The sequence below is a fragment of the Oceanisphaera sediminis genome, assembly GCF_039539745.1.
GTDB lineage: Bacteria > Pseudomonadota > Gammaproteobacteria > Enterobacterales > Aeromonadaceae > Oceanimonas > Oceanimonas sediminis.
In genome coordinates this window covers 1-12,872 of sequence record NZ_BAABDS010000031.1, presented here as the reverse complement: position 1 = coordinate 12,872, position 12,872 = coordinate 1, and the positions used below count along the sequence as shown (strand labels likewise).

Below are 12,872 nucleotides of genomic sequence, written 5' to 3'. Positions count from 1 at the left end.
ATAAAAAAGATGAAACCCTCTGGTAAAGAGTTCCTATACATATATGAAAACCATTCAAATATAGCAAGTGAACACCTAGATAAGTATATACTTTCAGCAAAAAAAAACAATATAGATGTGAAATTACTTTCCAAACTGGTTATTTTAAGAAGCAGAGATAGCCAGGAAGCAGTAAAATATAATATTTTGTTGTTTATTGAGGAGAACATAACGTTAGACATCAATAACTTTTCATCTATTTCTAAAGAATCAAAAAGGTTGAAAGAAATATCCAGCCATTTATTCAAATCTAGTGAAGAAGAACTAATTAATATAGAATCTTATTTAAAAGAGGTTTTTTTAAGCTATGAAATGGCATATAAAAACGAAAAAAACGAATTAACTTCTTACAAGTCAGCTCTGATTGTAATCCATGGATTAATAAAATCCGCATTACAAATAAAAAAACTAAGCTCTACTGAAGAGAAAACACTAATTAAATCCCTTGATTTAATTAGTATCGTTTTCAATAAGGCATATAGTGACGCAAGGGTAAAGAAGGCTGCCGACTCTTTATACAGTGAATTTAGTAAAGGCTGTGTTTTTGGATATGATATAAAGAATGAAGAAAATGAAAGTTACTTAAAAGAAATTGACGATATTTATTATTTTATTTCTGGAAATATCAAGAGAGAAATCTTACATATCTTTAAAAGCTTTAATTCATGGTCTTTAAAATATCGGTCTCAGCAACTCTATTTTTCTTCTTTTATTTTAGGCTTCATTTTTTATACGAAAAAAAACCATCATGTTTTTTATAGTCATGATATGCATGGAATAGCAATAGGTGATTTCATAAAGAAATCATTTAACTCTCTGAATGAGAGTTTATCTTCGTATTGGATTCATGATTTTCATGAGTACGTAGCAGGTGTAGAGTTCAGTGATGAAACGAGAAGAAGTTTTTTTGTCGATGATGAAGTAAACTGTGTAATAAATATAGACCAGTCGATCACTGTCAGTCCTGGTCTAGCAAATATTCTTGAAAATAAATATAATTTAAAACCAATTTTAGTTTACAACAGTAACAGCTCAATACAGCGAGATGAGAGTTTAAGGCATCAATCTATAAGAGTTAAACTAAATCTTAATAATAAAACCCCACTTATTATTTATTCTGGAGGAATAACTAAGCAAAGGCGTGTAGGTCTACCTTTAACTGCTATGGTAGAAATACAAGATCTAATATACTGCATTATTACTAACGATACTCCAGAAAAAAACAAAGAGTTAAATGACATATTCATTGAAGCCCGCTCTTTAGGCGTAGAAAAAAGAATTCATCTTCATCGATATGTAAGTTCTTCTAATGCTTGGGAGTTAATGGTTGGTGCTACCGCATGTTTGTCTATGCTTCCTCGTTATGAAAATGGTGATATTGCACTTCCTAATAAGTTATTTGATTCTCTCAAAGCGGGAGTCCCATTTTTAACAAGCAATACTCCTGAGTTAGATAACTTTGTAAATGAATATCATTGTGGAACTTCATTTTTAGCTGATGATGCTAACTCACTTACAACATCTCTAAAAAGGATAATCAATTCATCTTTTGATATAAGAAGTAGTAAATTTAAAAAATTCTCATGGGATTACTCTTTTAGATGCGTTATTTATTCCATTAATGATTTCTTACACCATGACACATCATCAAGCATTAACAAATATACACAACTGCCCGATAAAAATATTAATAAAACTTAATATGATGTAGTCAATATTCATCCTGATTTATGGAAATGTTATAGGCTTGATGGCTTTCTTGTCGACTACTATCCGGCAGGGCGGGAGCATACTTTGTTAATGAAATTTGAACAGGCGTATAACCTGTGATCTAATCTGCTCCTCTATGTCGGAGGAGCCTGCCCATGACCCCAAGGTAAGTTCATGAAAAACCCTTATGTGTCAAGGCTTCCAGCGAGGTCTTATTTTGAAGATAACAGCCAATTTGTACCTTAAGCGGCATATTTTTAAAGAAAAACCGACTTATTGAAGGATCGCTTTGACGATCAGAACTGGCTGTGAACATATACTGTCTTTTCAATGCCAGATTATCATCATGAACGGACTCAACCTCTTGGATCATCTCTCCATCATCAGTGACCCACGCCAACAGTGGAAGGTCGAGCACAAGCTCTCCGATATTCTTTTTCTGACTATCGTGGCCGTCATAGGCGGCGCCGAAGGGTGGGAGGAAATACAAGATTTTGGCGTTGATCATTTTGACTGGTTGCAGCAATACGGTGACTTCGACAATGGTATTCCCGTGCACGATACCATCGCTCGTGTAATGGGGATGATTTCGGGTAAACAGCTGCAAAAGAGCTTTTCCGCCTGGATGAGAGACTGCCATGGCGTGACCGCAGGCGAGGTTGTGGCCATTGATGGCAAAACCTTGCGTGGTACTTATGACAAGGGGCGCCGGCAAGGAGCCATCCACATGGTGAGTGCCTTCAGTGCCGCCAATCAGGTGGTGCTGGGACAGGTGAAAACGGCGGAGAAGAGTAACGAAATCACCGCCATCCCTCAGTTATTAGAGCTGCTGAGCATCAGAGATTGCCTGGTCACCATCGATGCCATGGACTGCCAGCGAGCGATTGCCAAAAGGTGATAGATAAAGGCGCAGACTACCTGCCATCGGTCAGAAGCAACCAGCCAAGCCTGGAGGCCGCATTCGATGATTACTTCAGGATGGACATGCTGCAAAGCGACGAGGGCGACACCTACAGCACGCAGGAGAAAGGGCATGGACGACGGGAAACACGATTATGTCTGGTCAATGACGACCCCTCCGTACTGGGTGATCTGGCCTTTGAATGGCCAGAGCTGAAGATTATGGGTATCGTCGCAAGCATACGCCAGGAAGGTGATAAACCAGCGACCGACATCACCCTTCGTTATTACATCAGCTCGGCCAAGTTAAACGCCAAAGCGTTGTTGGAAGCGAGCCGCAACAACGTCTACCTTTCGAAAGTCTTGTCAGGCCTGGGGGGTCGTAATCTTGCCCTGCCAGATAAGTTATGTGTGATTACTTAAATAGGATTAATTATGAAAATTGTTACAATTCTTGGTGCTCGACCGCAGTTTATTAAAGCAGGATCTATTAGCAGATTAATTTCCAATAAAAACTCTAACGGAAATATAATTGAAGAAGTTATTATTCATACAGGTCAGCATTACGACGATAATATGAGTGATATTTTTTTTGAAGAAATGAAAATACCCAAGCCTGATTATAATCTTGGCGTTGGTGGTAGATCGCATGGTTCTATGACAGGTCAAATGATTGAAAAAATAGAAAATATATTACTTAAAGAATTACCAGATTACGTGATGGTATATGGTGATACTAACTCTACATTAGCTGGCGCAATCGCTGCATCTAAGCTAAACATAAAAATAGCTCATGTAGAGGCAGGGTTGCGTTCGTTTAATATGCTCATGCCTGAAGAGGTAAATAGAATATTAACTGATCGCGTTAGCTCTCTTCTATTCTGCCCCACTATAGCTTCTATCGACAACCTTAACCACGAAGGTATTGACAAGTGGAATACAGGTTGTAAATCTATTCTTTCAGGCGATGTGATGAAAGATGGCGCTATTTTTTATAGTGAACTTTCAGTACAACCTACTTCAGTTAATATAAAAAATGATTATATTCTTTGTACAATACATCGTGCAGAAAATACAGATGACCCATTGAGAATTAAAAACATCATTGAGTCTATTGTCGAATTATCAAATGATTATCAAATTGTTTTACCACTACATCCTCGAACAAAAAAAATAATTGGTTCATATTTTCACAACGAAAAAAATGTAAGCATAATAGATCCTGTGGGCTATTTAAATATGATCTGGTTAATTAAAAATTGTTCTTTCATTCTTACTGATAGTGGTGGCTTGCAAAAAGAAGCTTTCTTTTTTAATAAACCTTGTATTACTATGCGTGATGAAACTGAGTGGGTTGAACTGATTGATGAAGGAGTAAACATATTAGCAGGTACAGATAAAAAATCAATTTTAAGCTCATGCGAAAGAGTTGATGACATGAGATCCAAAATTACAAATTCAAATATATATGGCGATGGAAATTCTTCTGATATTATTTTAAACACCCTACTTGCTGGCTAATTAATTATTATAAATCAGGAATATAATGAAAAAAAATAAAATTGCAATTATTGGCCTTGGTTATGTTGGCCTACCTCTTGCTGCCGAGTTTGGTAAATATTGTTCGGTGATCGGCTTTGATATTAACCAAAAAAGGATCGATGAGTTAATTTCTGGCTATGATTCTACACTCGAAGTTGAAGATGATGTGCTTAAGCAGTCAACTCATTTAAGCTACTCAAGCAACGTTAATGACTTAAAAGATTGCAATATCTATATTGTTACAGTTCCGACACCGATTGATGATGGTAATACGCCAGACCTTACTCCCTTACGCAAGGCATCTGCAATGCTTGCCACGGTTATAAAAGCTGGTGATGTGGTCATTTATGAATCTACAGTTTATCCAGGTGCGACCGAAGAAGTCTGTATTCCTATTATTGAAAAAGGCTCTGGCCTTAAGTTCAATGTGGATTTCTTTGCCGGTTATAGCCCAGAACGAATCAACCCGGGTGATAAAGTAAATACCTTAACAAAAATAAAAAAAATCACCTCCGGCTCCACACCAGAAATAGCTCAATTTGTAGATGAACTGTATGCCTCTATTATTACTGCTGGTACTTACAAAGCCGGTTCTATCAAAGTGGCTGAAGCTGCCAAGGTCATAGAAAACACCCAGCGTGACCTAAATATCGCCATCGTCAATGAATTTGCTAAAATTTTTAATATTCTTGATATTGATACCCAAGAAGTATTAGATGCCGCAGCTACCAAGTGGAATTTCCTGCCTTTCAAGCCAGGGCTAGTGGGAGGTCACTGCATTAGTGTTGACCCCTACTACTTAACGCACAAAGCCAAAGAGGTTGGTTATCAGCCAGAGGTTATTTTGTCAGGACGTCGCATTAATGATGGCATGGGTCGGTACACCGCAACTCAATTAGTAAAAGCAGTAAGCCGTAAAAAAATACATATTGATGAGGCGCGAGTTTTAGTTCTTGGCTTTACCTTTAAGGGTGATTGCCCGGATATACGCAACACCAAGATAATTGATATGGTAAAAGAGCTAGAGAGCTTCAATATAAACGTTGATGTTCACGATCCTTGGGCAAAGCCTGAAGAAGTAAGAGCTGAATATGATATTAAGTTAGAGTCTGAGCTACTTGAAGGTATTTATGATGCTATCGTGATAGCTGTTGACCACTCAGGTTTTAAGTCTTGGGGTGTCAATAAGATACGCGCTCTTGGGAAAGAGAAGCATGTGCTTTATGATTTAAAAAATGTATTGACTAAACACGAATCTGACTTGCGACTTTAAGGACGTTTACCCCCCATGAAAAACTTTGCCCTGATCGGCGCGGCCGGTTATATTGCACCGCGCCATTTAAAAGCGATCAAAGAAACAGGTCACAACCTTGTCGTGGCGATGGATGTCAACGATTCGGTTGGCATTATGGATAGCCACTTTCCTAATGCTGAGTTTTTTACCGAGTTCGAAGAATTTTCAGGCTTTGTTGAAGATCTTAAACAAAAAGGTCAAAAGCTTGATTATGTTGCAATTTGCTCGCCTAATTATCTGCATTTGTCACACATGAAGTTTGCCTTACAAAACGGTATTGATGTGATCTGCGAAAAGCCGCTGGTGCTTAACACTAAAGATTTAGACACTTTAACGCGCTACGAAGAACAATACGGTGCTAAAGTGAACTCTATTTTACAGCTTCGTTTACATCCATCTATTTTAGCGCTACGTGAAAAAGTAAAGGCTGCGCCTGCTGATAAAGTATTTGATGTGAGCTTAACCTACTTAACTTCACGCGGTAAATGGTATTTAAAATCGTGGAAAGGATTTGACGAAAAATCAGGCGGTGTAGCCACTAATATTGGCGTGCACTTCTACGATATGTTGCACTTTATCTTCGGCAATATCATACATAACGAAGTTCATTATCGCGATGAGAAAACCTCCTCTGGATTTTTACAATATGAGCGCGCAAATGTCCGTTGGTTCTTGTCGATAGATGCTAATCACTTACCAGAAAATGCAGTGCAAGGTGAGAAGCTGACCTATCGCAGCATTGATGTTGAAGGTGAAGAATTAGAATTTTCTGGCGGCTTTACTGATTTACATACCCAAAGCTACCAACGTATTTTAGAAGGAAATGGTTACGGCGTAGAAGATAACCGTGCTGCGATAGAAACTGTAGATGTAATGCGCAAAGCTAAATTGATCGAAACCCCTGCTAATGCACACCCACTACTAAATAAAATACTTAAGTGATAGCAATTAGATATTGTAGGAGTAGTTAAGCTTCCTGATTCTGTGGCCCTGCCCCCTTAGTTTTTAGATTTTTTCTAATATTTTACCCTAGGCTGGAGTTCTGAGGGGGTTAATCCATTTAGCGATCTCTAGTCCCCTATCTCTTAGATAATAATCAGGACATAAATATGAACTATCAGGTACATGATACGGCGATTGTTGATGAGGGAGCACAAATAGGCGAAGGTAGCCGAGTTTGGCATTTTGTTCACGTATGTGGTGGTGCTCACATAGGCAAAAGCGTTTCTCTTGGTCAAAACGTATTCGTGGGCAATAAAGTCACTATTGGCGATCACTGTAAAATCCAAAATAACGTATCTGTGTACGACAACGTTCATCTAGAAGAAGGCGTGTTTTGTGGCCCTAGCATGGTATTTACCAATGTTTATAATCCACGCTCTCTGCTTGAGCGCAAAGATCAGTATTTAGATACCATCGTAAAAAAAGGCGCTACATTGGGTGCCAACTGCACCGTGGTTTGTGGCGTAACCATCGGGCAATATGCCTTTGTCGGCGCAGGGGCAGTGATCAACAAATGTGTGCCCGCCTATGCACTCATGGTTGGAGTGCCGGCTAAACAAATCGGCTGGATGAGCGAATATGGTGAGCAGCTAGATTTACCGCTTCAAGGCGAAGCCAAAATAAAGTGCGAGCACACAGGCGTCATCTATATTTTAAGTGGAAACACAGTAACTAAAATCTAAAATGCTTCCGCTACGAAATAAATAGACGGAATACAGCTTTTGTAAGGACTTACATTCTAAATTTATTTTTAAGCTTCCGGGCTATTTAATATATCTGGTGGCTAATATATGTTTATAAACATAAAAGGTAAACCATGAAATTCATCGACTTAGCTGCCCAGCAGGCACGTATTAAACTAAGAATAGATGTTGGTATACAAAATGTACTTACCCATGGTAAATATATTCTTGGCCCAGAGGTTACAGAGCTAGAAGCAAAGCTCGCGGCGTTTACCGGTGCTAAGCATTGCATCAGCGTAGCTAACGGTACCGATGCATTGCAAATAGCCCAAATGGCTTTTAACATTGGCCCTGGTGATGAAGTGATCACACCTGGCTTCACCTACATTGCTACAGCCGAAACCGTTGCCCTCCTTGGCGCTAAGCCTGTATACGTGGATGTTTGCCCAAAAACTTATAACCTCGACCCTATTCAATTAGAAGCCGCCATCACGCCGCGTACTAAAGCAATAATTCCAGTATCTCTCTATGGTCAGTGTGCCGATTTTGATGCTATCAATGCCATAGCTAAAAAATATAGCATACCTGTGATTGAAGACGCGGCTCAAAGCTTTGGGGCAAGTTACAAAGATAAGAAGTCCTGTAACCTCAGTACGATTTCCTGCACCAGTTTTTTTCCTAGTAAACCTCTGGGGTGTTATGGTGATGGTGGGGCTATTTTTACTAATGATGATGAGCTGGCCAAAGTGATTCGTCAAATTGCACGGCACGGTCAAGATCGCCGTTATCACCATATCCGTATCGGCGTCAATAGCCGTTTAGATACTTTACAAGCTGCAATTCTGCTCCCTAAACTGGAAATTTTCTCTGAAGAGATCGAATTGCGTAACCAAGTGGCTGAAAATTATACCCGCTTACTTAACCAGGTGGGTGTAGATACTACGCCCTATATTGAGGAGCACAACGTTTCTGCTTGGGCACAATATACAGTACAGGTGAAAAAGCGTGACCTTATTCAACAGAAACTACAGAAAGCAGGGATACCTACAACGGTACATTATCCTATTCCCTTGAACAAACAGCCTGCTGTTGCAGACTCTAGCGTGAGTTTACCTATTGGTGATACTGTTTCAGAGCAAGTCGTGAGTCTGCCTATGCACCCTTACTTGCAGTTAAGCGAAATTGAAAGAATCTGCAATGAATTAGCAAAAGCTCTCGTTTAATGGATATTGTGGCAATTCAAAAAATAGAGAAGCTACTTGCATGTCAGGATTTCACATCTGCTTTGCAAGCTGCTTTGTCCGGATTACAACAAAACTCCTCCTGTACTGTACATTTTATTTTAATGTTGCGAGCATTGAATAAAATCGGACTAAATACAAGTGATCTTGAAATCACTAGTGCAGTTAAAAAGGCAGCAGAAAATTTTATTCAAGCTCGAGTAGATAAAGGGCTAGAAAATTTTACTGTTTGGTCATTGGCTAGCATGGCACATAGTAAGATAATGGACTTAGAGCATAAACATGCGGAACATAGGCCACTAATTGATTTTTTGAAAAAAAAAACCACTTTACCAAATAAAAAAACCAAAATAATAATGCTGACCTGCATCTGGCAGCGTCATGACTTAACCCGCATTTTCTTTAACTATTATAAAGAGTTAAAACAGCAGTTAAGTTCTAATCTTGACCTTCAGATTATAGCTGTCGGTTCTGAAGGCGAAATTTCAAAAACTCTTTGTGAACAAGGTGATGCTATTTACATTGAGCACCCTAACGAACCCTTAACAGCCAAGTGGCAAGCGGGTATATCTGCTTTAGAAAGCTATGACTTTGATGCTTTAGTTATTATGGGTTCAGATGATTTTATCAGTAAAGATGTCTTTGATATTTACCTTGAAAAAATTAAAAACAACAGCTTGTTTTTTGGCTTCCAAGATCTTTATATATACGACACAAAACAAAAGAACCTTATCTATTGGTATGGCTACGGTGTCACTGGTGACAAAAAATCTCAGCCACAGCGCATTGGTGAATCTATAGGCCTCGGCCGAATGCTTCATCGCGACTTGTTAGAGTATTTGGATTTTGACTTGTGGAAAGGTTTTCATGCCAACAAGTCGTTAGACAACATGATGAAAAAAAGAGTTATTCAAAAAACAGCGTTCTTGCCTGTTAAAGAAGAAGATGCTCCTCGACTTACCTTTGATAATAAGTCTTATAGTTTAGGACTTATACTTTCAAGTTTCAAGGAGACGTCATCATTAGGTGTTGACGTGAAGCATACTATCAATGTAACTAGTCTTGATAGCTATTGTTTTTCTAAAGAAAATTATATACCTGTAGATGTAAAAACATCTCACTTTACAGATTTATTTAATAGAATTAAACTTTTAGACACATGAGCCTTCCTAATTAAATTACTTTCCGTGTATTCCATATTCTTCCATGGAGAAAGTGATTTTAGCCTTTGTACCTTGTCTGCCCGTAGCTGATCGATTAAAGCTTACCGCTGCCCTTCGGGCCTATATTAACTTTGTAACATGTGAATAATAATGACCAGAAAATACTTCGGCACCGATGGCGTGCGCGGCAAAGTCGGCCAGTCTCCTATTACTCCTGAATTTGTAATGAAGCTGGGCTGGGCGGCTGGCAAGGTACTGTCGCAAACCTTAGCCATCCCCTCATATGAACTAGAGCTGGCGCGGCCTGGCGGGTAGACTACCCGCCTTTGAACCAAACTCGATGACACGGCAGCCCATGATCACCCGCGAAACTATATCTGAACACCTCCACGACATTTTCGGCCAAGATATGCATGCCAAGCGGGTACTTTCATTAGCCAATGCCACTCACGGCGTTATCGAATCCAGCTCGTTGGCTATTCATGCCATCGGTAATGGCCTCGCCCAAGAAAATGGCCTAGAGAGAAAATACGCCATCAAGCAAGTGGATCGTTTGCTGAGTAACATCAAGCTCAATGTCTGGTCACTGTTCGATGATTGGGTGCCTTACGTGGTGGCTGAACGCAAGGAAATCGTGGTCTCCATGGACTGGACCGAGTTCGATGCCGATGACCATAGCAGCATCGTCCTGAGCATGCAGACCAGCCATGGGCGCAACACGCCACTGCTGTGGAAAACCCACCAAAAATCGCAGTTGAAGGGCCAGCGTAATGACCATGAAGACGAGCTGTTATGGAAGTTGAAAACCAGCTTGCCAGACGATGTGACAGTGACGGTAGTAGCCGACCGCGGCTTCGGCGACACGGCCTTGTTCGCCTTGCTGGAAGATGCCCAGGAGTTTAACTATCTCATTCGTTTTAAAGACAATATCCTGCTCTGTCCGGTCGGTGGAGACCTCAAGAAAGCCAAACAATTGCTGACGCCCAGTGGCCGTACCCGCACCCTGAAAGACGTCGAGCTGACGGCACAGCGACAGCCCGTCGCTCGGGTGTTCTGCTGCAAGAAAGCCGAGATGAAAGAAGCCTGGTTTCTGGCCTGTAATCGGCGGGACTTGGGGGCCGCCGATGCCCTCAAGCTGTATGGCAAGCGTTGGGGGATCGAGAGCAGTTTTCGTGACATCAAGGACTACAAGTTCGGCATGGGCATGGCGGACACGCATATCAGTTCAACCAAGCGTCGCGACCGTTTGTTCCTATTCAGTGCCTTGGCCATCGTGCTGTTGACCTTATTAGGCAAGGCCGGTGACGCTGCCGGACTGGAGAAGACGATAAAAGCCAATACCAGTAAAACCCGCACCTATTCCTTCTTCCGACAAGGCTGCATTTATTATCAAATGTTACCGAAGATGAAAGAAGATAATGCCATCAAGCTGATGGCAAAGTTTTCTTACTACCTGTCACAACATCGTTTATACAAGCGGATCTTCGGGATTATTTAAGTAATTAAAATGAGGGGATCTCTAAGGTCGCAAACCGGTACCAAAACTGTGCTGATCGGCAAAGACACCCGTATTTCCGGTTATATGCTGGAATCGGCACTCGAGGCCGGGCTTTCTGCCGCCGGGGTCAATGCCGCCCTGCTCGGCCCCATGCCCACGCCGGCAGTTGTCTACCTCACCTGCACATTCAGGGCCGAGGCCGGTATCGTGATCAGTGCCTCTCACAATCCTTACTACGATAACGGCATCAAGTTTTTCTCCCACAACGGCACCAAGCTACCGGATGAGGTAGAGCTGGCCATAGAGGCCATGCTGGATCAGTCCATGGATTGCGTGTCTTCCCACCTGTTGGGCAAGGCCCGCCGCATTACCGATGCGGCCGGCCGTTATATCGAGTTTTGCAAAAGCACTTTCCCTTCTCATCTCAATCTGCAAGGCTTGCGCATAGTGCTGGACTGCGCCCATGGCGCTACCTATCACATTGCCCCGGCGGTGTTCGAAGAACTGGGTGCAGAAGTCATTAAAATCGGTGTCAGCCCCGATGGTCTGAACATCAACGAGAAGGTCGGCTCTACCGCGCCTGATGCGCTTATTGCCGCCGTTAAACAATACCGGGCCGATCTGGGCATTGCCTTCGATGGCGATGGCGACCGGCTGGCCATGGTGGATCATATCGGCAGTCTGGTAGATGGTGATGAAATTCTGTTTATGTTGGCGCAAGATGCCAAACAACGCGGCACCCTGGGCGGCGGCGTGGTCGGCACCCTGATGACCAATATGGCGCTGGAACTGGCCCTGGCCGAGCAGAGTATTCCTTTTGTGCGGGCCAAGGTAGGCGACCGTTATGTAATGGAGCAACTACTGCTGCACGGCTGGAAGCTGGGCGGCGAAAACTCCGGCCACATCATCAGCCTTGATCACAACTCAACCGGTGATGGCATTACTGCCGCCCTGCAGGTGTTGCGCGCCATGGTTGGCCAGGGTGTTAAGCTGCAGCAACTGCGTGCCGGTTTAACCCTGTTCCCGCAGGCGCTGGTGAATGTACGCTTTGCAGCCGGTAGTAATCCACTGGAAAACTCGGAGGTCAAAGACCGTGTTGCCCGGGCCGAGGTGGCACTGGCTGGCAATGGCCGGGTGCTGCTGCGCAAGTCGGGCACCGAGCCGCTTGTTCGGGTAATGGTGGAAGGGCCGGAAGCCCCGCTGGTGAATGAGCTGGCAGAGCACATCGCCGAAGCGATATGAGCCGTAAGCCTGTCTCTTAGTCACAACTATTTGTTTATATTAGTGTGGCTTGTCAGGCAGAGGGCACTCCTCCTCCGACACGCCGTGAACCCATCCATGGGGGCTCAAACCGCGCCATCCCTGGCGCGGATGGTCGGTTGAGCAGACACCCTCTGCCTTCCCGTTGACACCGGAGTTGCCAGCTAGCGCTATCAACAGACGGCTCCGTATCACCTGAAGAGGCAGTAGGAATTGTCGTAGCCAACCGTCAAATGCCAGGGACGGCATTTGCCGAGCGTCGCAGGGATGCGGCTTAGCGCGTTGGTGGAGGCAATCCTACTGTCTCTGTGCACTGTTTACGTGCAGACAAACTTGTGACTAAGAGACAGGCCGTAAGCTGTCAGCTATAAGTGGTGGTGTGTGCGTGTTCCGTGGTGTACTTGTTAATACCGTATTAACCGCTGAATAGATTCCGGCTCGGGGCCGGAATGACAATGGCATAGTCCTTAGGGGGCGTTCTCAATCATTGTAAAATCCTGCCGATAGTAAGTGCATCATGGATCTGAAGAGAGTGAAACG

Annotated in this window: 8 protein-coding genes and 3 pseudogenes; all 11 read left to right on the top strand. The window is 42.6% G+C overall.

What is annotated here, in order from left to right:
- Positions 1-9: 9 nt before the first annotated feature.
- The gene (locus tag ABD827_RS10290; RefSeq protein WP_344964701.1) at positions 10-1,740 is read left to right on the top strand and encodes a glycosyltransferase; all 1,731 of its coding nucleotides are present in this window, start codon (positions 10-12) and stop codon (positions 1,738-1,740) included.
- 355 nt (positions 1,741-2,095) lie between these two features.
- Positions 2,096-2,994 (top strand): annotated as a pseudogene (locus tag ABD827_RS10285) (ISAs1 family transposase); the annotation flags it as partial.
- Positions 2,995-3,084: 90 nt separating this feature from the next.
- Positions 3,085-4,170 (top strand): non-hydrolyzing UDP-N-acetylglucosamine 2-epimerase, encoded by a 1,086-nt coding sequence (gene wecB / locus ABD827_RS10280; RefSeq protein ID WP_344964700.1) that lies wholly within the window; start codon positions 3,085-3,087, stop codon positions 4,168-4,170.
- A 25-nt stretch (positions 4,171-4,195) separates the two neighbouring features.
- The gene (tviB, locus tag ABD827_RS10275) at positions 4,196-5,464 is read left to right on the top strand and encodes a Vi polysaccharide biosynthesis UDP-N-acetylglucosamine C-6 dehydrogenase TviB (protein WP_344964699.1); all 1,269 of its coding nucleotides are present in this window, start codon (positions 4,196-4,198) and stop codon (positions 5,462-5,464) included.
- Between the two features lie 15 nt (positions 5,465-5,479).
- Positions 5,480-6,427 carry a Gfo/Idh/MocA family protein gene (locus ABD827_RS10270; protein ID WP_344964697.1) on the top strand — a complete coding sequence of 316 codons (948 nt, stop codon included), beginning with the start codon at positions 5,480-5,482 and terminating at the stop codon, positions 6,425-6,427.
- A gap of 167 nt (positions 6,428-6,594) precedes the next feature.
- Positions 6,595-7,170 carry an acyltransferase gene (locus tag ABD827_RS10265; RefSeq protein WP_344964695.1) on the top strand — a complete coding sequence of 192 codons (576 nt, stop codon included), beginning with the start codon at positions 6,595-6,597 and terminating at the stop codon, positions 7,168-7,170.
- 134 nt (positions 7,171-7,304) lie between these two features.
- On the top strand, positions 7,305-8,393 hold the full coding sequence (locus ABD827_RS10260; RefSeq protein ID WP_344964694.1) for a DegT/DnrJ/EryC1/StrS family aminotransferase: 1,089 nt from the start codon (positions 7,305-7,307) through the stop codon (positions 8,391-8,393).
- Positions 8,393-9,574 (top strand): hypothetical protein, encoded by a 1,182-nt coding sequence (locus ABD827_RS10255; RefSeq protein ID WP_344964692.1) that lies wholly within the window; start codon positions 8,393-8,395, stop codon positions 9,572-9,574. Before ABD827_RS10260 ends, ABD827_RS10255 begins: the two co-directional genes overlap by 1 nt.
- A gap of 150 nt (positions 9,575-9,724) precedes the next feature.
- Positions 9,725-9,838, top strand: a pseudogene (locus ABD827_RS10250) (hypothetical protein); the annotation flags it as partial.
- 91 nt (positions 9,839-9,929) lie between these two features.
- Positions 9,930-11,072 carry an IS4 family transposase gene (locus tag ABD827_RS10245; protein WP_425567986.1) on the top strand — a complete coding sequence of 381 codons (1,143 nt, stop codon included), beginning with the start codon at positions 9,930-9,932 and terminating at the stop codon, positions 11,070-11,072.
- Positions 11,073-11,087: 15 nt separating this feature from the next.
- A pseudogene (glmM, locus tag ABD827_RS10240) lies at positions 11,088-12,314 on the top strand (phosphoglucosamine mutase); the annotation flags it as partial.
- Positions 12,315-12,872: the final 558 nt, after the last annotated feature.

Coding starts and splice junctions, on each gene's coding strand:
- ABD827_RS10290 (WP_344964701.1), top strand. CDS start 10: ATGAAACCCTCTGGTAAAGAGTTCCTATACATATATGAAAACCATTCA.
- tviB (WP_344964699.1), top strand. CDS start 4,196: ATGAAAAAAAATAAAATTGCAATTATTGGCCTTGGTTATGTTGGCCTA.
- ABD827_RS10270 (WP_344964697.1), top strand. CDS start 5,480: ATGAAAAACTTTGCCCTGATCGGCGCGGCCGGTTATATTGCACCGCGC.
- ABD827_RS10255 (WP_344964692.1), top strand. CDS start 8,393: ATGGATATTGTGGCAATTCAAAAAATAGAGAAGCTACTTGCATGTCAG.
- ABD827_RS10260 (WP_344964694.1), top strand. CDS start 7,305: ATGAAATTCATCGACTTAGCTGCCCAGCAGGCACGTATTAAACTAAGA.
- ABD827_RS10245 (WP_425567986.1), top strand. CDS start 9,930: ATGATCACCCGCGAAACTATATCTGAACACCTCCACGACATTTTCGGC.
- wecB (WP_344964700.1), top strand. CDS start 3,085: ATGAAAATTGTTACAATTCTTGGTGCTCGACCGCAGTTTATTAAAGCA.
- ABD827_RS10265 (WP_344964695.1), top strand. CDS start 6,595: ATGAACTATCAGGTACATGATACGGCGATTGTTGATGAGGGAGCACAA.